Origin of the sequence: Pseudoclavibacter sp. CFCC 13611 (assembly GCF_008831225.1) — a bacterium.
Classification (GTDB): domain Bacteria; phylum Actinomycetota; class Actinomycetes; order Actinomycetales; family Microbacteriaceae; genus Pseudoclavibacter_A.
The window spans coordinates 862,260-882,911 of record NZ_WBKE01000001.1 but is presented as its reverse complement, the minus strand read 5'-3'; the positions used below and the strand labels follow the sequence as shown (position 1 = coordinate 882,911).

17 protein-coding genes are annotated in these 20,652 nt (G+C 66.0%); 10 read left to right on the top strand and 7 right to left on the bottom strand.

Going from position 1 to position 20,652, the window contains the following annotated elements; translation table 11 throughout:
• Positions 1 to 5 precede the first annotated feature (5 nt).
• From F8O08_RS03880 to F8O08_RS03855, 6 genes are all read left to right on the top strand, one after another.
• Positions 6 to 881 carry a hypothetical protein gene (locus tag F8O08_RS03880; RefSeq protein ID WP_158042584.1) on the top strand — a complete coding sequence of 292 codons (876 nt, stop codon included), beginning with the start codon at positions 6 to 8 and terminating at the stop codon, positions 879 to 881.
• Between the two features lie 143 nt (positions 882 to 1,024).
• Positions 1,025 to 1,792: an endonuclease/exonuclease/phosphatase family protein gene (locus tag F8O08_RS03875; protein WP_158031145.1), complete on the top strand. Its 768-nt coding sequence runs from the start codon at positions 1,025 to 1,027 to the stop codon at positions 1,790 to 1,792.
• 242 nt (positions 1,793 to 2,034) lie between these two features.
• Positions 2,035 to 3,654: an L-lactate permease gene (locus F8O08_RS03870; RefSeq protein ID WP_158037668.1), complete on the top strand. Its 1,620-nt coding sequence runs from the start codon at positions 2,035 to 2,037 to the stop codon at positions 3,652 to 3,654.
• Between the two features lie 134 nt (positions 3,655 to 3,788).
• On the top strand, positions 3,789 to 5,255 hold the full coding sequence (gene cls / locus F8O08_RS03865) for a cardiolipin synthase (protein ID WP_158042583.1): 1,467 nt from the start codon (positions 3,789 to 3,791) through the stop codon (positions 5,253 to 5,255).
• 164 nt (positions 5,256 to 5,419) lie between these two features.
• Entirely contained in the window at positions 5,420 to 6,121 is a 702-nt protein-coding gene (locus F8O08_RS03860) for a PadR family transcriptional regulator (RefSeq protein WP_158042582.1), read from the top strand.
• An 11-nt stretch (positions 6,122 to 6,132) separates the two neighbouring features.
• Positions 6,133 to 6,765, top strand: coding sequence for a YitT family protein (locus tag F8O08_RS03855; protein ID WP_158037665.1), 633 nt, complete (start codon positions 6,133 to 6,135; stop codon positions 6,763 to 6,765).
• A gap of 51 nt (positions 6,766 to 6,816) precedes the next feature.
• Here the strand turns inward: F8O08_RS03855 and F8O08_RS03850 are convergent, their stop codons facing one another.
• Positions 6,817 to 7,647 carry a TetR/AcrR family transcriptional regulator gene (locus F8O08_RS03850; RefSeq protein ID WP_158042581.1) on the bottom strand — a complete coding sequence of 277 codons (831 nt, stop codon included), beginning with the start codon at positions 7,645 to 7,647 and terminating at the stop codon, positions 6,817 to 6,819.
• A gap of 136 nt (positions 7,648 to 7,783) precedes the next feature.
• On the opposite strand from F8O08_RS03850, the gene F8O08_RS03845 reads away from it, so the two are divergent.
• A complete protein-coding gene (locus F8O08_RS03845; protein ID WP_158037663.1) occupies positions 7,784 to 8,767 on the top strand; it encodes an NAD-dependent epimerase/dehydratase family protein in 984 nt (327 codons plus the stop codon).
• A gap of 122 nt (positions 8,768 to 8,889) precedes the next feature.
• Here the strand turns inward: F8O08_RS03845 and F8O08_RS03840 are convergent, their stop codons facing one another.
• Positions 8,890 to 10,545 (bottom strand): TIGR04028 family ABC transporter substrate-binding protein, encoded by a 1,656-nt coding sequence (locus F8O08_RS03840; protein ID WP_158042580.1) that lies wholly within the window; start codon positions 10,543 to 10,545, stop codon positions 8,890 to 8,892.
• A 249-nt stretch (positions 10,546 to 10,794) separates the two neighbouring features.
• Here F8O08_RS03840 and F8O08_RS03835 point away from each other — a divergent pair, with 249 nt between their 5' ends.
• Both F8O08_RS03835 and F8O08_RS03830 read left to right on the top strand, forming a co-directional pair.
• Positions 10,795 to 11,088, top strand: a complete 294-nt coding sequence (locus tag F8O08_RS03835) for a PLDc N-terminal domain-containing protein (RefSeq protein WP_158031139.1) — start codon at positions 10,795 to 10,797, stop codon at positions 11,086 to 11,088.
• A complete protein-coding gene (locus F8O08_RS03830) occupies positions 11,085 to 12,197 on the top strand; it encodes a YcjF family protein (RefSeq protein WP_158042579.1) in 1,113 nt (370 codons plus the stop codon). Before F8O08_RS03835 ends, F8O08_RS03830 begins: the two co-directional genes overlap by 4 nt.
• 72 nt (positions 12,198 to 12,269) lie before the next feature.
• Here the strand turns inward: F8O08_RS03830 and F8O08_RS03825 are convergent, their stop codons facing one another.
• Genes F8O08_RS03825 through F8O08_RS03815 form a run of 3 tightly spaced genes read right to left on the bottom strand, consistent with a single transcriptional unit; the run spans position 12,270 to position 15,285 of the window.
• Positions 12,270 to 14,003: a TCP-1/cpn60 chaperonin family protein gene (locus F8O08_RS03825; protein ID WP_158042578.1), complete on the bottom strand. Its 1,734-nt coding sequence runs from the start codon at positions 14,001 to 14,003 to the stop codon at positions 12,270 to 12,272.
• Positions 14,004 to 14,038: 35 nt separating this feature from the next.
• Entirely contained in the window at positions 14,039 to 14,467 is a 429-nt protein-coding gene (locus tag F8O08_RS03820; protein ID WP_158042577.1) for a zinc ribbon domain-containing protein, read from the bottom strand.
• Positions 14,467 to 15,285: an N-acyl homoserine lactonase family protein gene (locus F8O08_RS03815; RefSeq protein WP_158037657.1), complete on the bottom strand. Its 819-nt coding sequence runs from the start codon at positions 15,283 to 15,285 to the stop codon at positions 14,467 to 14,469. Before F8O08_RS03815 ends, F8O08_RS03820 begins: the two co-directional genes overlap by 1 nt.
• 225 nt (positions 15,286 to 15,510) lie before the next feature.
• On the opposite strand from F8O08_RS03815, the gene F8O08_RS03810 reads away from it, so the two are divergent.
• Positions 15,511 to 16,689 (top strand): LOG family protein, encoded by a 1,179-nt coding sequence (locus F8O08_RS03810; RefSeq protein WP_158042576.1) that lies wholly within the window; start codon positions 15,511 to 15,513, stop codon positions 16,687 to 16,689.
• Here F8O08_RS03810 and F8O08_RS03805 read toward each other — a convergent pair.
• Together F8O08_RS03805 and F8O08_RS03800 are read right to left on the bottom strand one after the other, a co-directional pair.
• Positions 16,658 to 19,330 carry an AAA family ATPase gene (locus tag F8O08_RS03805; RefSeq protein ID WP_158042575.1) on the bottom strand — a complete coding sequence of 891 codons (2,673 nt, stop codon included), beginning with the start codon at positions 19,328 to 19,330 and terminating at the stop codon, positions 16,658 to 16,660. The genes F8O08_RS03810 and F8O08_RS03805 overlap by 32 nt on opposite strands.
• Positions 19,327 to 20,637 (bottom strand): metallophosphoesterase family protein, encoded by a 1,311-nt coding sequence (locus F8O08_RS03800; RefSeq protein ID WP_158042574.1) that lies wholly within the window; start codon positions 20,635 to 20,637, stop codon positions 19,327 to 19,329. The genes F8O08_RS03805 and F8O08_RS03800 overlap by 4 nt, the downstream gene beginning before the upstream one ends.
• Between the last annotated feature and the right edge of the window lie 15 nt (positions 20,638 to 20,652).

Below are 20,652 nucleotides of genomic sequence, written 5' to 3'. Positions count from 1 at the left end.
GGGCTATGTCCACTGCGCCAGCACCGTTCGGCCTGCTCCTCGATGTCGACGGCCCGATCGCCAGCCCCGTCACCCGCACCGTGCGCCTGCCCGAGATCTCCGACAGCCTCGTCACCCTCGCCGAAGCGGGCGTGCCGCTCTCGTTCAACACCGGCCGCTCGACCGCCTTCGTGAGCCGGCAGATCGTCCCGGCTCTGGTATCCGCCGGTCTTGCTGCCGACGCGACCGGCCTCGCGGTTGTCGGCGAGAAGGGCGGAGTCTGGGCGCAGCTCACGGCCGCAGGCCTCGACGACGAGCAGATCGACGTCGACATGCGAGTGCCTCAGGAGGTCGTCGACTTCGGCCGCGAGGCAGCGGCCGAGAAGTTCGCCGACACCATGTTCTTCGACGATACGAAGCGCACCATGATGACGCTCGAGATGATCGCCGGCAGCGACCATGCGGCATTCCTTTCGGCGAGGGATGCCCTGGTGCAGGATCTGATCGAGCTGCGCGCCCGCCTCGGAGCCGTGCAGCTGCGCATCGACCCCACCGTGATCAGCTGCGACGTCGAGGTCTCTCACAGCGGCAAGGCGCTGGGTGCCCGTCGCTCGCTCGAGCTGTTGGGCGAGCATTCCGTGCTGCCGAAGCGCTGGTTCACCGTCGGCGACTCACGCAGTGACTACACCATGGCCGACTGGCTGCACGCGCAGGGCTACGACGTCACCCACGTCGACGTGCAGCCGGGCTCGCCGAGCTCACCGGGCGCCGCCGCCGACGGCACGCTGCACAAACCATATGAGGTCACGACCATCGCCGACCCGCTGGCTCCGGGTCAGCTTCTCACCGACGACGACGCCGGTGCGGCCCTGCTGCGGCGCTGTGTCGCTCTGCTGGGCTGAGCGTCGTCGAATGCTGGCGAAATCACCGACCCTCTGTGACGATCTGGTGAATTCACAGCTGTTTCTGGCCGAAACATGCCCCGCTCAGGCGATCAGAACGGTAGCCTGAAAGCGGTTCTACCCTTTGGAGGCAAACTGTCGTGATGAATGTCGTCAGCTACAACCTGCGCAAGAACCGTGCTCTGTGCGAGCTCGATGATCTCACCCGTCGAACCGATCCCGACGTGCTCTGTCTGCAGGAGTGCGACATCGACTCCCTGCCGACTGAGATCGGGTCGCTGCGGCTTGCAGAGGCCACCCGAGGCAATCGTCTCGGCATCTCGGTCTTCTACCGCGCCGACCGGTTTCGCCTGATCGGATCGCAGACCTACCAGCTCAAGAAGTCTCTGCACGACCGTGTCGCCGCACCCGCTCACGAGCGTCTGGTCGCGACCCGACTGATGGATCTCACCCGAGATCGTGAGCTGATGGTCGCCTCGTTTCACGGGGCCCCGCTCACCGCGCTGAACTCGCTGCGCCGCAATCAGATTCGCACCTCGTTCGAGCGACTCGCACAGTTCGGTGCGGGTCTGCCCTCATTGATGGTCGGCGACTACAACTACCCGTTCTTCCAGCGTCACCTGCAGGAGCGCGTGCGCACGCACGGTTATGAGCTGACCGCGACGGAGCAGCGCACGTATCAGCGCTATCGCATCTTCCGTGGACGCTATGACATGGCGACGTCGACCGGCTTCACGGTCAATCGAGTCACCTCGCTGCCGCAGGGGCTCTCCGACCACCACCCGATTCTGGTGAACGCCTCGTACGACGACTCTATGAGCGCCGCTGCGACGCTCTCCAGCGTCGCGCCGAAGCACGGCCACGGCCCCAAGAGCAACACGCCGACCACCTTCGTTCCCGGTCTCGTCTGAAGCCTGAACTCACCGGTTCTGCCGCGCGTTTCGGGAGCCTCTCGTGATGCGTGCACGGTCGTTTGAGGCTGGCCTCTCGCCATCACGCCGTCACGAGCGGTATTGTGTCATGTGGTCCTGATGTGGTCTGACCACAATCGCTGCCCTCTGGCGCCCGACCGATTCTGACGACGACGTCGCTCATTTCCCGACTGAACGGCGCTCGTGTGTGCTGTTCCGGCATGCACGAAAGGCACTCTGTCATGTGGACGCAACCGCTTGATCCGACTGGCAACCTCGCTCTCTCAGCGGGGCTCGCCGCCGTTCCGGTGATCTTCTTCCTGGTCGCACTGGTCGGTTTCAAGATGAAGGGCACGACAGCTGCGGCCATCGCCGCTGTGCTCGCCGTCATCGTCGCCTTCATCGGCTTCGGCATGCCGGCGTCGGCCATCGGCGGTGCCGCGCTTGACGGTGTGCTCAACGGCCTGTGGCCGATCGGCTACATCATTCTGATGGCGGTGTGGCTGTACAAGCTCGCCGTGCGCAGCGGCAAGTTCGATGTGATTCGCAACAGCATCTCGGGCATCGCTGCCGACCAGCGCATCCAGGTGCTGCTGATCGCCTTCTGCTTCGGTGCGTTCCTCGAAGGTGCGGCCGGCTTCGGCGTGCCGATCACCATCTGTGCCGCCCTGCTGCTGACGCTGGGCTTTCCCGGGCTGAAGGCTGCGGTGCTCGCCCTCATCTCGAACGCCGCAGCAGGTGCCTTCGGCGCCATCGGCATCCCCGTGATCATCGCCGCACGCCAGGGCGACGTGCCGATCCCCGAGCTGTCGGGCATGATGGTGCTGGTCGGTCAGCTGCCGACGATCATCATCCCGTTCCTGCTGGTCGCCATCCTCGACGGCTTCCGCGGCATCCGCGAGGTGCTGCCCGCCCTCATCACCGTGGTCGTCGCGTTCAGCGGTTCTCAGGCGGTGCTGCTGCTCGTGCTCGGACAGCCCGACCTGGCCGACATCATCCCGTCGATCGTGGCTCTCGCCGCCCTCGCCGTGCTGTCGCGCTTCTGGAAGCCGAAGCGCACCTTCCGCATGCCCGGTGCTCCCGAACCGGTCAGCGAGCACTACACCCCGCGTCAGCTGGTCAGCGCCTGGTCGCCCTTCCTGTTTCTGACCGTGCTCATCCTGATCTGGAGCGCCCCCTTCTTCGCAAACCTCTTCGATCGTTCGAAGGGCGGTGCGCTCTCCGCGCTGAGCCTGCTGGTTTCGATTCCCGGTCTCGACGGCCAGGTCACGGCTGCGGGTGCGGATGCCCCGATGACAGCGGTGTGGACGTGGTCGCCGATCGGCGCCGCCGGCACCGCCATCCTGGTGTCGGTGCTGCTCACCGCGCTGACCAGCAGCGCACTCACATGGAAGCAGGTCGGCGAAGAGTTCGTCGCCTCGGTCAAGATGCTCTGGCAGCCGATCCTCTTGATCCTGCTCATCATGATCGTCGCCTACATCGCGAACTTCTCCGGCGGCTCGACGACCATCGGCCATGCGCTGGCGAGCGTCGGCGCGCTGTTCCCGCTGCTCTCACCGGTCATCGGCTGGCTGGGCGTGTTCATCACGGGCTCGGTCGTCAACAACAACACGCTCTTCGCCCACCTGCAGTCGGTGACCGCGACCGAGATCGGCACCAATCCCACCCTGCTGGTCTCGGCCAACGTGGCCGGTGGTGGCATCGGCAAAATCGTCTCGCCGCAGTCGATCGCCGTCTCGTCGGCGGCCGTCGGCCTGGCCGGCAAGGAGTCGGCGATCATGCGCGCCGCTCTCCCCTACAGCCTCGGACTGCTCGTCGTGCTGTCACTGTGGGTCTTCGCCCTCTCGGCGATGCTTGGCTGATCTCGCTCCGCTCGCGACGGCTGAGGTCTGGCTGCGCGGTCTGCCAGCGCGAGTAGTGCTGCAGATTCCGCACTGATTTAGGATGGGATCCGTGTTCGGGGCTCCGAGCACGGATCCCATGATCGAGGACTGCCATGTTCACCGCGCCGCTTGCCAGTCTGCTGGCGACGCTCGCACACATCCTCATCGTGCTCGTCTCGGCCATCGTCATCTCGCTGCGTCGGCCGCCGCAGACGGCCATCGCATGGGTGCTCGCGATCATGTTCATTCCCGTGGTCGGAGTGATCGCATTCCTCACGATCGGTATCGGGCGCCTGCCTCGCTGGCGGCAGCGTCGTCAGATCGAGATCAACTCGGCGCTCGCCGCGCGTGACGAGGTCACCGCACACCGCACCGTCCCGGAGTCGCCAGAGTGGATGCCCTCTGCGGTTCGCCTCAACGAACGGCTGACCGCGCTGCCCATGGTGGGTGACAACACGCTGCAGCTGATCGATTCGTACCAGGGGTCGCTGCAGGCCATGATCGACGACATCGATGCGGCGACCGAGTACGTGCACGTGGAGTTCTACATCTTGGTGCACGACGCATCGACAGCGCCCTTCTTCGAGGCGCTGCGACGTGCTCGACATCGCGGCGTGACCGTGCGCGCCCTCTCAGATCACCTCTCGGGTCTCGGCTATCCGGGTCGTCGCGCGACGAAGCGGATGCTCTCAGAGATGGGCGCGCAGTGGCACGCGATGCTGCCGCTGCGGCCCTGGCGCGGGCAGTGGCAGCGGCCAGACATGCGCAACCATCGCAAGATCGTCACCATTGACGGCAAGGTGGCCTACACCGGTTCGCAGAACCTGATCGACGACAGCTATCTGAAGCCGAAGAACCTGCGACGAGGGCTGCACTGGCAGGAGCTGATGGTCCGTGTCGAGGGTCCGCTCGTCGGCGAGCTCGACGCCGTCTTCATGTCCGACTGGTTCAGCGAATCAGGCGAACGGCTCACCCCGATGGCTCCTTCGCCCGCCGCCGAGCCTCGCACAGGCATACCGACGGTGTTCGGAGCCGATGCGCAGGTCGTGCCCAGCGGGCCCAGCTTCGCCAGCGACAACTCGCTCAAGCTGTTCGTGCTGCTCATTCAGAACGCCCGGCATCGCATCAGCATCACCAGCCCCTACTTCGTGCCTGACGAGGCAACCCTGCTCGCGCTGCTCACCGCTGCCGCGCGCGGGGTGGACGTCGAGCTCTTCGTCTCTGAGATCGGTGATCAGGCGTTCGTGTACTACGCACAGCGCTCGTACTACGAGGCCCTGCTCAACGTCGGCGTCTCGATCTATCTGTACCGCTCGCCGACGGTCCTGCATTCCAAGCACTTCTCCATCGACGACGAGGTCGCCGTGATCGGCTCCAGCAACATGGACATCCGCTCGTTCAGTCTGAATATGGAGATCTCAGTGCTGGTGCGAGACGCCGACTTCGTTGATCAGCTGCGCGCAGTCGAAGCCGACTATCGCGCCAACAGCATCCGTCTCAATGTCTCCGACTGGCGGCGTCGCCCCACACGCGAGAAGGCGAAAGAGGGCATCGCCCGGCTCACGGCCCAGCTCCAGTAGCCTGCGGTCGTGGTCGCGACGCCGGACGCCCCCTCGGCCTGTCGACCGTCGCCGTGCACCTCGCATCAGATCGACCGCCTCACTCTTGCACTTTTCGATATATCGGTATATATTTCTGATCATCTAGATCGCGATATATCGCGATAGTCACAAAGGAGAACATCGTGAGACACGAGCATCACAATCATCATCACCATCACGAGCCCGGCTTCGGCGGCCCCGGCTTCGACGGATGCGGCCATGACGGCGGCTTCGGCGACCGCGGCCACAGACGGTCACACGGCAGAGGCCCCGACGCTGGCGGTCCCGGCTTCGGTGGACCGGGCTTCGGTGGACCGGGCTTCGGAGGTCCAGGCTTCGACCCGCGTGGCGGCTTCGGACACGGCGGGCGCGGCCGTGCACGCCGGGGCGACACCCGACTGGCGATTCTGTCGCTGCTGAACGACGAGCCGGCGAACGGCTACGGCATCATCAAACGCATCGCCGAGCGCACTGACGACAGCTGGCGCCCCAGCCCCGGGTCGATCTACCCCACGCTGCAGCAGCTGACCGAAGAGGGGCTCATCACCGCAAGCGGAGAGAACGGCGCCCACGAACTCACCGCCGCAGGCGCCGCATACGTCCGCGAACACGCCGAGCAGATCGCACACATCTGGGACGCCCGGCCTCAGCGTGGCGAGCACGGAGGACTGCGCGAAGCGGCGCATGCGCTCATGACCGTCATCGGCGACTTCCGTCACTCGACGCAGCAGCAGCGAGACGCGGCGATCGACGAGCTCAAGCGCACTCGCAAAGCGCTCTTCCGCATCCTGGCCTCTGACGACGAGGCGCATGGGCAGGCCGAGGAGGACACCGACACGAAGTAGAATTCGGTGCTATGACCTCTGCCAGCGACTCCAGCGACCGCCGATATCCGGCACAGCACCACAGCATCCTCGATGACGTCGTCGGCATCGGCAGTGGTGTGTTCGCCGCGTCGCTCGGGCTGTACCTGCTGCACTCGGCGGGCGTGGTCACCGGCGGCACGGCGGGGCTCTCGCTGCTGCTGGCCTACGCCACGCCGGTTCCCTTCGGTGTGCTGTTCATGGTGGTCAACCTGCCGTTCTTCGTGCTGGCGGTGCGACAGCGCGGATGGAACTTCACCATCCGCACGGTCATCGCGGTCGCTGCCGTGTCGGCGCTCACTCCCCTGCACCCGGCGATGCTCGGAACGCTGGCGGAGAATCCTGTCTACGGGGCGGTCGCCGGAAACCTGCTCGCCGGCATCGGCCTGCTGATCCTCTTTCGGCATCACGCGAGTCTCGGCGGGTTCAACATCATGGCCCTGATCATTCAGGATCGATGGGGATGGCGCGCCGGCTACGTGCAGATGGCGTTGGACGTGATCATCGTGGCCGCCTCGTTCTCCGTCACCTCGCCGATGAACGTGCTGCTCTCGGCCATCGGTGCGGTGATCATGAACCTGGTCATCGCGCTCAACCATCGCCCAGGACGCTACCTCGGGTTCTGACCTTCGAGCCGGCGAAGCCTGGCATCTGCGCGGTATGTCACAAGACCGGCCTCACTCCAGATTCGGCGTCACGTCCGTCAGCCCAAGGCGCGTCGCGTGATCGAGGGCAAGAGACCGCAGGTAGACCTGCACGTCCTCGATCGAGCCGCGATAGTGACTGCCAAGACTGAAAGCAATCGTGCCGATCAAGGCCGTCCATGCGCTGATGACCGCAAACACCTCAGCGGCAGAGAGTCCGTCGGCGATGTCAGCACCGCCCCTCGCTCCACCGACGTGCTGCCGCACCCAGCCCCGAACACGCTCCAGGTCTTCCTCTGCGATCAGCGGCCCGACTGTGCCACTGTTCGCGGCGGAAGTCCACCCCAGGGGCGTCTCGCTCATCCCCGTGCTGCTGTGGCCATCGAGATAGACATTCAACAGCACGCGCACCACCTGCCCTGCTGGCTCGACCGTCGAATCCGGCGCGGCGTATCCAATGACTGGCGTGCCGTATATCAGGTAGAACCGCTGGATATGTCTCTGCGACCATGCAGAGGCTGCCTCCCAAACCGCGATCCAGCGCTGTCGTGCAGACCCGCCCGAATGCTGCACTTCGGCGTCAGCGTCGTTCATACTCTGCGCCAGATCACTGTAGGCACGCTCGATGAGCTCGGTGAGCAGATCATCGCGCCCGTCGAAGTATCGATACAGAGCCCCCACCGTGACGCGCAGCTCTCGCGCGATGCCACGCATCGACAGCTGAGACGGGCTTACCGTGGCAAGCTGATGCTCCGCAACGCGAAGGATTCTCAGCCGAACAGCGTCGTGCTCATTGCTCTGCACTCGTCGCTCCGGGGCGTCTCCGATTCTCGAGGCTTCTTCACCCCGCCGCACAGTCATCATGGGTCTCCATTCTCAGAACAGTGATTTGCCGTTGCGCTTGTGAACAGTGTTCACTATAGTCATCACTATGAGTGAACACTGTTCACGGTGCAGGTTCTCTCACCCTGGTGAGCCGTGCCCCAGACGGGAGCCACCCATGTCAACTTCTCTCATCATCGGCGCCGGAGCACTTGGCCGCTCCACCGCCGAGCACCTGCTGAACGCGGGTCACGACGTCGTCGTGGCCACACGTCGCCCACTGCCCGACACCGATCCACTCGTCATTGGCGGGGCACGGTCGATCGCCTGCGACATTACGACTCCCGAGGCGCTGGCAGCCGTACGCACCCTGCGGCTGTCGGCGATCGTGGCCTGTTGCAACTGGCCGTACCCGCAATGGTCGCGGATGTGGCCGAGGGCCACCCAGCAGCTCATCGCGATCGCGGCACAGCATGACGCATCGCTGACAGTCGCAGGCAACCTGTACCCTTATGCACTCGGCTCCTCTCCGCTCGGCGAGACCTCAAAGATCGACCCACCGTCTGCGCTGGGACGAGTGCGTGCAGAAGTCTGGGAGACGCTCTTCGACGCTCATAAGCAGGGCAGGATACGGGCGACGGAGATCCGCGGCTCCGACTACCTCGGAGCAGGAGCCGGAGCTGGGGCCCACGCCGGCGACCGGCTGGTCGTTCCGGTGCTCTCCGGGGCGGCCGCACATCCAATCGGAGATCCTGACCAGCCACACACGTGGACCGCGATCAGGGACTTCGGGCGCCTGCTGGCGCGGGCGGTGCAAGACGAACACATGTGGGGCCGCGTCTGGCATGTGCCCAGCGCTCCGGCCTGCGCAATCAGAGACGTCGCTCAGGCGCTGCTCGACGCAGATGTGCGTCTGAACGGTCAGGCAGCACAGACGCACCCGAGACTCCAGCCGATTCCAGGCTGGCTGCTGACCGCTCTCGGTCTCTTCTCACCGATGATGCGTCAGCTGGGCACAGTCGCCTATCAGTTCACCGAGCCGTTCGTCCTCGATGACTCTGCGGCACGGAACGAGCTCGGCGAGCAGGAGACCCCGTGGGCTGAGACCATCGAGGACATGGTCCGCGACTTCCACACCCGGCGGTCAGTCTCACTCCGCTGATCGCAATCCGTCCGCACGATCGGGCGCCACCGCGCGCTTGGAGACGAACATGTCTGCTACGTCGGGCTGATGACGCGCACGACTGACACGATGACGGCTGAGCGATTCAGCGATTCAGCTCCTCACCGGTTCAGCCAGAGGCTGTAGAACGACGGCCGCCCCACCGATTCCGTGTCGAACCCCTGTACCGCAGAGCTCGTCCCATAGACCAGGGGCTCTTCGTAGATGGGCAGCACATATGCCTGCTCGGTGACATAGTCCTGCACGGCTTCGCTCGCACGCTGACGCTCTTCGGCGCTCGGCCGGCTGGCCACGGCGTGCAGCAGCTCCTCGAGATGCGGGTCGCCGTACGATCCGTCGGTCTTGTCCAGGTTCAGAAAGACGTTGCGATTGTCGCCCGAGTACTGGCTCTTGATGACGTCGTAGTCGGCTCGCCCGACCATCTGGTGATAGACCTGCACCGTGTCCTGGTCGAGAGCGGCGGCGTTCTGCGCCGCCTGATCGCCTTGGAAGAGCCTCACCTCGACGCCCACCTCTTTGAGCTGCTCCTGCAGGATCGTGACCAGCTCCTTCGATCTCGGCAGCGGGATGGCGTGATTGACGGTGAGGGTCAGCCGTTCACCGTCCTTGGTGCGAATGCCGTCATCACCGACGTGCCATCCGGCTTCGTCCAGCAGATCACGTGCCCGCGGTCGGTCGTAGCGGTAGGCGGCCGATTCGTCTTTGTAGCCGAGTGCGCTCTTCGCCAGCGGCGAGGTGGCCAGCGGATAGCTCGCCGTGTAGAGCTGATCGAGTATCTGCTGCCGGTCGACACCCGCGATGAGCGCCTGCCGCACTCGGATGTCGCTGAGCCGTCGATCTCTGAACCGGAACTGCAGCGCGTTGTCGATGCCGTTCGTGCTGGCGACGTGCAGACTCTGTCCTGCGCCGGTGACCTGCGCCTCATCCGGCGGATCGATCTGGCGGGCAACGTCAGCCTGACCGGCGACGAGCGTGCCCACCCGAATGCTGCTCTCAGGTGTCACGACCACCTTCACCGCATCGACGCGAGCTCTGCCCTGATGCGCGAGCGACGGCGGCGCCCAGTCGTACCCTTCACGAGCCGTGAGCGTGTACTCCGTGTTCAGCTGCTCGTCGGTGACGACGAACGGGCCGCTGCCGACGATCTGCTTCGCCTGCCCGGGCGCGAAGCCCTCGGAGTCGCGATCGAGGGTGGCGTTCGACAGCAGGCCGGAGTTGATGGTCGACGTCGCCTGAGCGAACCCCGGGGCAGGTGCCGAGAAGTGGAAGCGAACGGTGTGTTCGTCGACGGCCTCGGCATGGTCATAGTTGTTCAATGCCTCCGAGACGGTCAGCTTGCGCTGCTTGTCCCCCTTGCCGTAGAGGTCGAAGTTCTTGACGACGTTGGCGGCGTCGAGCGGCGTGCCGTCCGAGTAGGTCACCCCTTCGCGCAGCCTGAACGTGTACTCGGTTGCGTCCGCGTTCACAGCGGGCAGTGCACTCGCGATCCAGGGCTCGAGCTCCAGCGTCTCGGGGTTCTGATAAAGCAGCCGGTCGGTGAGGTTGTTGACGATGCTGCCGTTCGGGTAGAAGCCGGCTGCGGGCGGGTAGAGCCCGCTAAAGGCCTGCGGCTCGAGGTAGGTGACCGTGCCGCCTGACTTGGGCTCGCCCACTGCCTGTGCCGATTGGTCGGCGGCAGAGCATCCTGCGAGCAGTGTGGATGCCGTGGCCGCCGAGAGAACCACGGCAAGCAGTCGATTCCTCCGTTGTGGTCGCATGATTGATCCTCCTGAGGTCGCTGACATGACTGCATCAGTAAGCCATCTCATCCCGCTCGGGCACATCTTTCGGCGTCACTGGAGGTAACGATCGCTCAGGTGCACCGGCTCGCATGGGACTCGGCCGGCCGGTATGGCGAGCCGAGGCACGAGACGCCGGCGCACCATCCGGCCCCTGTCGCACGAACGCACTAGGCTGGGCACACGACGGCATCGTCCGATGTGGTCACGGCAATCGAGGAGGCATCAATGGCAAAGCTCAAAGATCAGGCGCTCGAGACCAAAGGCGAAGTCAAAGGCAGAGTCAAGGGCGGTTCGAAGGTCTTCGGCTTCGTGGCCGGCGCCGCACAGCTCGCACTGGCCGCCTATGCCGGCTCGGATCTCGTGAAGCGTCCCGAGTCGCAGATCAACGGCCCGAAGGCGCTCTGGGCCGGTGCGCTCGCGCTCAACTGGGTCGGTCCGACCGCTTATCTGCTGCTGGGCCGCAAAGAGACCTTCGACCAGGTCAAGGGCTTCGTCGACGGGCTGCAGAAGCGGGCATGACCGAACAGCTGGGTCATGACCCTCAGGGGCGCCTGGACGAGGCGTGGGATGAGGCGCAGCTGCCGCGATACAACCTCGCGGTGATCGGGGCGACCGGTGCCGGCAAGAGCACGCTGATCAACGCCGTCTTCGGCGAGGATCTGGCGGCTACCGGCGTCGGCGCTCCGGTCACGCAGCAGGTCTCGCTGTACACGAACGACGAAGGCACTCTCGGCCTCTACGACTTCAAAGGAGTCGAGAGCTTCGATCAGCTGCGCGATGTGGTGCGTTCGTTCAAGAAGACCTATGCCGAGCGTGCGAAGGCCGGCGAGCCCATCCACGGCATCTGGTTCTGCATCAAGGCGGCCGATCGACGCTTCGATCAGACTCAGCGACGTCTCGTCGAAGATCTTGCGGCTCTCGACGTCCCCGTGTTCCTCGTGATCACGCAGACACCATGGAAGGCCAGCATCGGCTTTCCTCCCGACGTGCAGCAGTTCGTCGACTATCTCACGTCGCTGCGGCTGCCCATCGAAACGGGCAGGCCGGTGCCGATCGCCGCAGTGGACGACCCGTTCTCCGGCACACAGGCCTTCGGCCTCGAACATCTTGTGGAGGTGTCCCTCGAAGCGGCCCCAAAAGGCGTGAGCGCGGCGCTGGCCGCGGCACAAAGCGTCAGCATCGCCGTCAAGCACGGCGCCGCGCGTAAGGTCGTCGCTCTGGCGTCGACGACCGCCACGGGGATCGGTGCGATTCCCATTCCCGTCGCAGATGCGGTGCCGCTGATGGCCGTGCAGGTGGGTATGCTGCGCAGGATCGCCTCGATCTACGGCATCTCGCTGACCAAGCAGGCGACGGTCGCGCTGGTCGCTCAGCTGACCAGCGCCCTTGCCGGCAAGACACTCGCCACGAGCCTGCTGAAGCTCGTGCCGGGCGCCGGGTGGGTGATCACCGGCGCGGTCGCCGGCGGCGTCACGACTGCGCTCGGCTACGCATGGCTCAGGCTCTGCGAGAATCATCTGGCCGGCGACCTCGACATCTTCGACTATCTGCAGTCGAACCGACTTGCGGCGCTGCTGCTCGAGCTGGCCGCCCAGAACCTCCAGGGGCGCGTCCACCGACGCCGATGAGGCGCACTGACCCCGTCGCCCTCCGCTGCCGGGCATCGCGCGCAGGCACGCACTGACCGTGGAATCAGCCCGTCAGTGACGGTGGTGTCCGGTGGTGGTCTCGGTGAAAGAGACCACCTGTTGGCTCCTCGGTACGACGGCCTCTGAGGTCAGGTAGACAGCAGCAGCCGAGGCGGCCGAGGTCAGCGCCCGTTCGACCGTCACGGCCGAGTCGATGACGCCCGCCTCGAAGAGGTCGCACCAGCGTCCGGCAGAGGCCTCGTACCCGAGTCGCCACGAGTCACCCGAGTCGTCAGTCGAGCTGTGCCTTGCCTCCCGCAGCAGCTCCATCTGCCGCCGAGCGATCGAGGCTCCGTCTCGCCCGGCGTTCTCTGCGATCGTGCGCAGCGGCACGAGCAGCACATCGGCGAACTCCCGGGCGAACGCATCGACTTCGCATGCCTGCAGGGCCTCTGCGGCCGCAGCGAGCGTGGCTCCGCCACCGGCCACGCAACCGCTGCGCAGAGCTGAGAGCGCCGAGTGCAGTGCGTCGTCGACTCGGAGCCGACGCTCTGAGCGCTCCCACTGCGTCTGCCCGCCGACCCGCAGCGTGATGGTTCGTCCAGCGAGTCGAGCCAGCCGCAGGTGCAGCTGCTCGGCGTCGAACGGATCGACCGCCAGCGCAAGCGCCCTGCGCAGCCGGTCGACTCGGGCGAGCAGAAGCTGTGGATCTGCCGCTCCCCCTGAGAACGTCGTCGTGCCGGCCGAAGCGCTCGTCGCACCGAGCTGCACCTGTCGCGCCACATCGCGGACGACGACCTGTCGGGCGCTGCCCAAGTCGTCGGCACGACACCGGCGCACAGGGAGCTCAGGCCCGCCGAGCAGCGTGGCGCCCACCGACACGGCGAGGTCCTCAAGCAGGTCCGAACGTCGGATCCCGCTGCTCGGCGCGACCAGAGGCAGAGCGAACAGCCCCGCCTGCCTGCTGTTCGTCAGCAGCATGGCCCGGGCGTCCGCGCTGAACTCGTGCGCTACGACGACCAGCGCCCGACCTGACTCGTGGGCCACGCGGGCCGGGGCGATCAGCTCCTCGCCGCTCGTGATCTCGGCGTCGACCACCACGATGAGCGGTTCATCGGCGATCAGCAGACCGTGCGGTGATCGGGCCGAGCCCGCCGGCGACGAAAATCGCTCATCGACGAGACGGGCGTCCAGAGCCATCGCCGAAGACTCTTCGACATCGATGAGCGACGAGGCTCCGCCGCTTCCGCCCAATGTCCCTTCCTGCACCGTCACCACGCCGAGCTTCCCCGCGCGGTCGACCGCTGCCGCGATGGTCGCGCCGACCTCCCGGTCTCCGGCGGCCAGCGCCGCGATCTCGGCCACGGCGTCCGTCGAACGAACCGTGACCGCATGACGGGCGACGAGGCCGGCAGCGCGATCCGCCAGGCCTCGAAGACGCGCAGCCACCGTCTGACGATCATCTCCGCTCGCGATGTGGCGCAGGCCCAAGGCGATGAACGCCTCGGCGAGAACGGTCGCAGTGGTGGTGCCGTCTCCCGCCGCCGAATCGGCCGCGCTCGAGGCGGTGCAGATCAGCTGGGCGCCCATGTCTGCGATCGGGTCGTCGAGGCGGATGCTGCGGGCGATTGTCGCACCGTCGTTGGTCGTGATGACACGGCCGTCTGGCAGACCGATCACGACGTTGCGTCCGGCAGGGCCGAGCGTGACGCCGACCAGACGACTGAGCGTACGCACACCGACCAGCATGCGGTCACGAGCTGCGTCGCCATGCAGAATGCCGCCCTCATCGATCGTGACCGTCATGGTGCCCTTCTTCTGCTCGCAGTCTCGGCTCGGAATCAGCCGTTGCGGCGCTCGAACGCCTGCCGGTCGGCATGATCGAGACTGATCTCCTTCGCCTCTCGCAGCGCATGGTCGACGTCTTCGCCGGCCCGCAGCGGACGCTGCTCGAAGACGCCTTCATGAGCGACCACGGGCCGGCGGTCGCCCGCGATCTCGGGAAAGCGTTCGGTCAGACGCTCGCGGCGCAGTGCCTGTGCGCGCCACCGATCGACGGTCTCGCGGTCACCGCGGTCTGCGGCCGTCCACGTCTGCGGCAGCTCACCCTCGCCCAGGCCGGCCGAACAGCTGCCGCCGACCGTCGGCGTCGAGATCAGCCGGGCGCCGGCAGCGCCGCACGTCGGGCACAGCGGGTCGGTGGCCGTCTGTTCGTCGACGACCGCCTCGAAGCCGTGCCCGTTCGCGCAGCGAAAGTCGTACAGAATCATCAGCTGTAGAAGCCGCCCTCGGGGGCGAGCCGCAGCTGCTTGCGCTGCTCCGGGTCGTGGCCGAAGATCAGCTCAGCCTGTGTGCGATCGGCGATGCCGCGCAGCTTCTCGACCGACTCCAGCCACTTCACGCTGTCCCAGACGATACCGGCGCCGATGGCGGGCGGCCCGTAGCTCTCGCCGAGGTACACGGCGTCCGACGTGAAGATCTTCGTGCCGTCATTCGGCAGATCGACGCGCAGGGACATCGTGCCCCATGTGTGACCGGGGGTGAAGATGACCGAGACACCCGGCCAGATCTCCTGGTCTCCTGAGACGGCCTCCATCTTGACGCCGTCGTAGTCAGAGACCAGGTGCGCCCCGGCGAAGACGCCGTCGATCGCGAAGGCACCGGCGATCTCGTCGGAGTTCGCGATGATCCGCGTGCGCTCCGGGTTGAAGAGCTTCGTGTTGGATGCGTGGTCGAAGTGCAGGTGTGAGAGAACCAGCACGTCGATGTCGTCCGGGGTCAGACCGAGGTCGGCGAGCGCGCTGTCGAGGTAGCCGGGGCCCTCGGGATCTTCCTTCACCGGGAAGAACTCCTCGAAGCCGGTGGGCTTCCACCGTGTCTCCCAGTCACGAGGAACACCGGTGTCCCAGAGCAGTCGCCCCTCTGGATGCTCGACCAGCACCGCATGCGTGGGGCAGTCATCCCACCGGGGCTTCTGGTCTTTGTGATGTCGATCGACGATGGTGCTGCCTGCTTTGAGCAGCAGCCAGGTGTAGTCACATTCCATCACTCCGGTGGAGAGAATGTGCACCTTCATCTCTTGAGTCATAACAACCGCCTTTGCCTGTTGTGACGAGCTCGATCAGCTCGAACTTCGAAACATTGTCACGCGCCCCGGCGACTGCCAGCAATGTGCGAGCTGACATAATCCGGGCGTCTGCATGTCGCAGGGGCCGTCGGTCTCTGCTTCCCATCCCGACTGTCGTTCGGGCTGCTCACCGATGATCGGAGCGACGTTCACGTTCTGGTCGCTCCCCTGTGACATGCTGGAGATATGTCCGCACAGTCGATTTCCCACAGCCCAGATCCTGCCTCCGTCGACCTACCGTCGACTCCGGAGCGCCAGCTGGGGCAGGTGCGCGAGCTCATCGAGGAGTGCGGCATCACCGATGATGCCGATCTGGTCGAACGCATCGTCATTGAGGGCCTCGGTCTCGGTGAAGACGGCGCCGATCGACTGAATCTGAAGATCGCTTCGAGTGCGATCTCAGAGATGAGGCAGGCGTTTCAGCTGTTCGCGCGCTTCGACGGGCGCCCCAAGGTCACAGTCTTCGGGTCTGCGCGCACCAAACCCGACGACGTCGTCTACCAGATGGCTCGTGACGTCGCAGAACGGCTGGCGGCGATGAACTGGCTCGTCGTCACCGGAGCAGGCCCTGGCATCATGCAGGCGGCCACCGAGGGAGCCGGACCGGAGAGCTCGATCGGTGTGGCCATCCGGCTGCCGTTCGAATCGCCCAACCCGACTTTCACCGACGAGACCAATCTGGTCAGCATGAAGTACTTCTTCACGCGAAAGCTCATGCTGGTCAAAGAGTCGCAGGGGTTCGTGTGCATCCCTGGCGGGTTCGGCACGCTCGACGAGCTCTTCGAGCTGTTGACTCTGCAGCAGACAGGCAAGTCGGTGCCCACCCCGATCGTGCTGCTCGACCGTCCTGCCGAGGGCGTTCCGACGGAAGCCGTGTCTGCGCACGCGAGCCGCGCCCGAAATCGAGCCGGCTATGATCCTGCCGCCGACGAGGCTCCTCCACGCCCGATCGGCGGCTTCTGGAGCGGCCTTCGCCGTTTCGTCGACGATCAGCTCATTCCGTCTGGAGTGGTTTCGCCAGACGATCTCGACCGCGTGATGATCACCGACTCGGTCGACGAGGCCGTGCACGAGATCGCACATTTCTGGAACAACTACGACTCGCTGCGCTGGGTGGGCAGCCGCCTGATCCTCCGGCTGCGCAACGCTCCGACAGACGACGAGATCGCCGACCTCAACCGGCGATTCTCGTATCTGACCCCCGATGCGGCCATCTGCCGCACCGAACCGCTGCGGCCCGAAACGCGCGATCACGACAAGGTCGATCTGCCTCGTCTCATGCTCACGCCGGACTCACGTCAGATCGGCCATCTGTTCCAGCTGATACGAGCGATCAACGACCTGCCCAGTGCTCCGCGCGAGTGAGATGAACCTGTTTGGCTCCCCCGATGCGAGCGAAGCGTCGCGGCTGGCACGTCAGCACGATCACCTGCGCCGTGCCGCCCAGCTGGCTGAGCACCGCGTTCAGCATCTCCAGTCGCTCCGGATCGGCGAAGCCGAGCGTGTCGTCAAGCACGACGGGTGCGCCGTCGTCTGACGAGACCAGCTGAGCGCAGGCGAGTCTGCCGATGAGTGCCAGCTGCTCTCGAGCGCCGGCTGACAGCGAGTCGAACGGGATGGTGCGCCCGTTGAGGGTTCTCGATGCGATCTGCAGCGTCGGGCTCACCTCGACGGCGAAGTCGCGTCCGAAGACGCTGCGCCCCAGCCGTTCGATCTGGCGTCGGAACGGAGCCACGTAGCGCTGCTGGGCTTCGTCGCGGTGCCGCAGCAGCGTCTCGCGCAGTGTCGACACCGCCTGTGCGGCGCGGTTGGTTCGCGCCACTTGCTCGTGCGCCGTCACGAGATCGGTGCACACCACCTGCAGGCGATCGTAGATGCCCTCCCCCGCCAGCAGTTTGAGCCGCCCCTGCAGCTCGTCGCGCTGAGTGCGCACGTCTTCGAGCTCGGCGGTGGTGCTCTGCACCAGCCGCCGAGCATTCTCGGCCTGCAGCTCGATCTTCTCTGCGTCGGCATTCTGCAGGCGTCGTTTCGCCTGTTCGACGCCTTCGGCAGCCGACTGCAGAGAGCCCTCTGCCTGATCCACAAGCTCGTTGAGAGCGACGTCGCCGAGTGACTGTCGGTCGTTGTCGATTCTGACGGTCAGCCGTTCGCATTCGGCAAGCGCCGCCTTGTAGGCCTCGGCCGCTCGCACCGCCGCAGTGGCGGCCTCCGTCAGCCGCTCGCGCGCACGTTCGTTCGCCTGCTGCGCGAGGGCGACCTCATGCTCGGTGTCGTCGAGTCGATCACGGGCATCCGACGATCGCGATTCGAGCACGGACAGATCGGCCGAGTCGCGTCGGCCCGGCTCTGCAGCTTTGTCTGGCTCGCGCGGCTCGTCATCGCTGTGCAGGCGAGCTCGCAGGGTTTCGACGCGGGCTCGCAGTTCGGCGATCGCTTCCGGAACGTCGTCGTCGACCTCGAGCAGCGCCCGCAGCTCGGTCTCGGCCCGCTGCCGCTCAGCGTCCGCCGTGCGACGCAGTTCGGCAGACTGCTCGGCGTCTTCGAAGGTGGCGACTCCGTCTCTGCTCAACGCACGTTCGAGGGCTGACTGCGCGTGCTGCACGTCGGCATCGAGTTCGCTGGTCTTGGCCGCAGGTGCGACGTCGACGCGCACGACTCCCTCGACCTCGATGCGCACGTGGTCGTGCACGGCGACCTCACGAACTGCGCCGGCGTCGAGGGCGCTGCCGTCAAGCACAACCGCATCGCCGCCGAGACGCGTGGCCGTGACCTGCGCAGCAGCCGCGTCTCGCATTCGCGTCGCCACGTGCACTTCGGTCTGCAGTTTCGTCAGGCGTCTGAGCTTCTTGTCATCGATATGCTGCACCCGCAGCACGGCTTCAGCCGCACGGAGCTGTGCCTCTGACGCGGTGGCGCGCTCCAGCTGAACGCCGAGCCGATTCAGCTCGTCATGGTCGCGCCGCCGGCTCAGTTCGTGTTCGCAGCGGCGTGCCCGTTCGCGGGCGTCTGCCAGAGCCGTCGTCGCCGAGGCGACCCGTTCGGCCGTCTGCCGGGCATGCGTCTGCGCATCGGTCTGACTCAGCTCCAGTCGTTCCGCCTCGACTCGCTGTGTCTCTGCCTGCTGTTTCAGATCCTCGAGCTCATCGTTCAGCGCACGTCTTGCCTGCAGCTGGTCGCGCAGTGCGCCCAGCCGCTGCTGTGCGCTCTCGTGCTCCCGCTCTGCCGAGGCCAGCCCTTCCTGCAGCACACGCAGCTCGGCGCTGCTGCGGGTCAGAGCGGCGACGTCTGTGCGTGCCTGCTCCAGACGCTCTGCGGTGTCGGCGGCCAGACGCCGGCAGACGGCATGGGCATCAGCGGCCTCGTCCATCTCGCGGCTGCGATCCCGCAGATCTCTGTACTGCCGGGCCAGGTCGGCCAGCTGCTGGCGAGCGTCTCTGACCGCTCTGACCGGGCGCCCGGTGGCGGTGAAGTACTGTGTGTACTCGCTTTCGACCCGAGCGAGCAGCTCGTCATACCCGTCGAAGTCGTCTGCCGACGTCTCAAGCGCCGTCTGCAGAGCCGGCAGCTGTGCCAGTTCCGGCTGGTCGAGCGAGTCGCCCTGCTGCACTTCCAGGGCGTGCAGCAGCCCCATGTCGACGGTCTCTCGCAGAATCTGCACGAAACGATCGTGCGCGTCATCGCCCGAGAGCGACTCGCCTTTGGGCGCAGTCACGGCCAGCTCGGTGATCGGCTGCACCAGCCACCGTTTGCGCATCGTCAGCGTGTACGGGCCGGTCTGCATGTCGATGGCGACTTCGGGCCCGGCATCGCGCCCCACGGGCTGCACGTTCCTGATCGAGCGATGCCTCGAGCTCGATTTGTACTCGCGCACCAGGTGCAAGGCCTCGAGCACCGACGACTTGCCGACCTCGTTCGGCCCCTCCACCACAGTGACGCCTGCCCCGAACGCGATCGTGCGATGACTGATGCCGCGAAAGTCGGTGAGTTCGATCTGGGTGAGTCTCATCGCGCGCCTCCGGTCAACCGATACAGCAGTGAGAGCGCGTCCTGTGCGGTCCTGACCCCCGATGCCTGCTCCCCGCCGACGTTCTCTCCGTCGGCAGCTTCGAGCGCTGCCCGCACGGCCTGGTCGAATTCGGGATCGGACTCTTCTGCCACGTTCCCGTTCGCCGTCTCACCATCGTTCTCGCGCTCGACGTCGCGCTCGACCGCCACGCTGGTGCGCGCGTCTGCGGCAGAAGTGTCCTCGGCCCGACCGATCAGCTCGGTCAGCGCCGCCGAGGCGAAGCCGGTCAGATGCAGGTCTGAGAAGTCGCCGTCGTCCGGTCGTACGACCAGATCGCTGTGGCTCTCCCAGATCTTGATCAGCGCGAACAGATCGCAGAACTCGTCGATCAGTGCGTCAAGACGAGCGCGCAACGAGGTCGAGAGCGTGCCCTGCAGCATCAGCCAGACGCCGGTTCGAGCCTTGTCCGGAATCCGTTCGAGGCGCCCGCGCAGCCGTGCGAGATCGTCGGCATCCTGCAGCGTCTCGGCGACCGTCTCAAACCGCCACGCGCCCACGTGCACGCGTTCGACCTGCACGCGTTCCGACAGATCTGCGTCTGGGTCGACGTCGACGACCAAGACGTTCCCCGGATCGACCTCGCGACGAGCCGTCACCTCAGGCGTGCCCGGATACCAGATGCCCGCGCCGACCTCTGCGGTGGCATGTCGGTCGCCCAAGACGGCGACGTGCACCATCCCCGCGGTGATGAGCGCGCCGAGGGCACCGTCGTCGATCGTCGCCGGGTCGGTCGCATCCGGGTTCAGCGTCGCGACCGCCCCGTGCCCGGCCACGACCCGGGTCACGCCGGATGCCGGGGGCACCAGATCGGCGCAGGCTGCCGCGACGAGGTCGGCATCGGGGCGTTTCGAGAACCAGGGCGCCCCAACGAGCTCGACGTCGGCCGCCACGGCCACCGGAGCGCTGTCACGAATGACGTGCACATGTTCGGGCCGCCGTGCCGTGAACTCCTCCGCGTCGTAGATGGAAGCGGAGTCGAGCGGGTCATGGTTGCCCGGAAGCAGGTAGATCGGCACGGTGGAGTCGCGCAGCGCCTCGAAGGTGCGCGCGATCACCGACCGATCGAGCTGGTTCGTCTCGAAGACGTCGCCGCACACCACGACGAACTGCGCCTTTCGCTCGGCCGCGAGGCGGGTGATGCGCTGCAGCACGTCGAAACGCGCCTGGACGAATCTGGGCCGCGCCTCGGGCTCGAGAAAGCCTGCGGTCATGCCGAGCTGCCAGTCTGCCGTGGCGAGGAATCTCATGCTGGCAGTTTAACG

Bases quoted from the DNA above. Each gene is read 5' to 3' on its own strand.
- F8O08_RS03880 (WP_158042584.1), top strand. From the start codon at position 6: ATGTCCACTGCGCCAGCACCGTTCGGCCTGCTCCTCGATGTCGACGGC.
- F8O08_RS03875 (WP_158031145.1), top strand. From the start codon at position 1,025: ATGAATGTCGTCAGCTACAACCTGCGCAAGAACCGTGCTCTGTGCGAG.
- F8O08_RS03870 (WP_158037668.1), top strand. From the start codon at position 2,035: ATGTGGACGCAACCGCTTGATCCGACTGGCAACCTCGCTCTCTCAGCG.
- cls (WP_158042583.1), top strand. From the start codon at position 3,789: ATGTTCACCGCGCCGCTTGCCAGTCTGCTGGCGACGCTCGCACACATC.
- F8O08_RS03855 (WP_158037665.1), top strand. From the start codon at position 6,133: ATGACCTCTGCCAGCGACTCCAGCGACCGCCGATATCCGGCACAGCAC.
- F8O08_RS03850 (WP_158042581.1), bottom strand. From the start codon at position 7,647: ATGATGACTGTGCGGCGGGGTGAAGAAGCCTCGAGAATCGGAGACGCC.
- F8O08_RS03845 (WP_158037663.1), top strand. From the start codon at position 7,784: ATGTCAACTTCTCTCATCATCGGCGCCGGAGCACTTGGCCGCTCCACC.
- F8O08_RS03840 (WP_158042580.1), bottom strand. From the start codon at position 10,545: ATGCGACCACAACGGAGGAATCGACTGCTTGCCGTGGTTCTCTCGGCG.
- F8O08_RS03835 (WP_158031139.1), top strand. From the start codon at position 10,795: ATGGCAAAGCTCAAAGATCAGGCGCTCGAGACCAAAGGCGAAGTCAAA.
- F8O08_RS03830 (WP_158042579.1), top strand. From the start codon at position 11,085: ATGACCGAACAGCTGGGTCATGACCCTCAGGGGCGCCTGGACGAGGCG.
- F8O08_RS03825 (WP_158042578.1), bottom strand. From the start codon at position 14,003: ATGACGGTCACGATCGATGAGGGCGGCATTCTGCATGGCGACGCAGCT.
- F8O08_RS03820 (WP_158042577.1), bottom strand. From the start codon at position 14,467: ATGATTCTGTACGACTTTCGCTGCGCGAACGGGCACGGCTTCGAGGCG.
- F8O08_RS03815 (WP_158037657.1), bottom strand. From the start codon at position 15,285: ATGACTCAAGAGATGAAGGTGCACATTCTCTCCACCGGAGTGATGGAA.
- F8O08_RS03810 (WP_158042576.1), top strand. From the start codon at position 15,511: ATGTCCGCACAGTCGATTTCCCACAGCCCAGATCCTGCCTCCGTCGAC.
- F8O08_RS03805 (WP_158042575.1), bottom strand. From the start codon at position 19,330: ATGAGACTCACCCAGATCGAACTCACCGACTTTCGCGGCATCAGTCAT.
- F8O08_RS03800 (WP_158042574.1), bottom strand. From the start codon at position 20,637: ATGAGATTCCTCGCCACGGCAGACTGGCAGCTCGGCATGACCGCAGGC.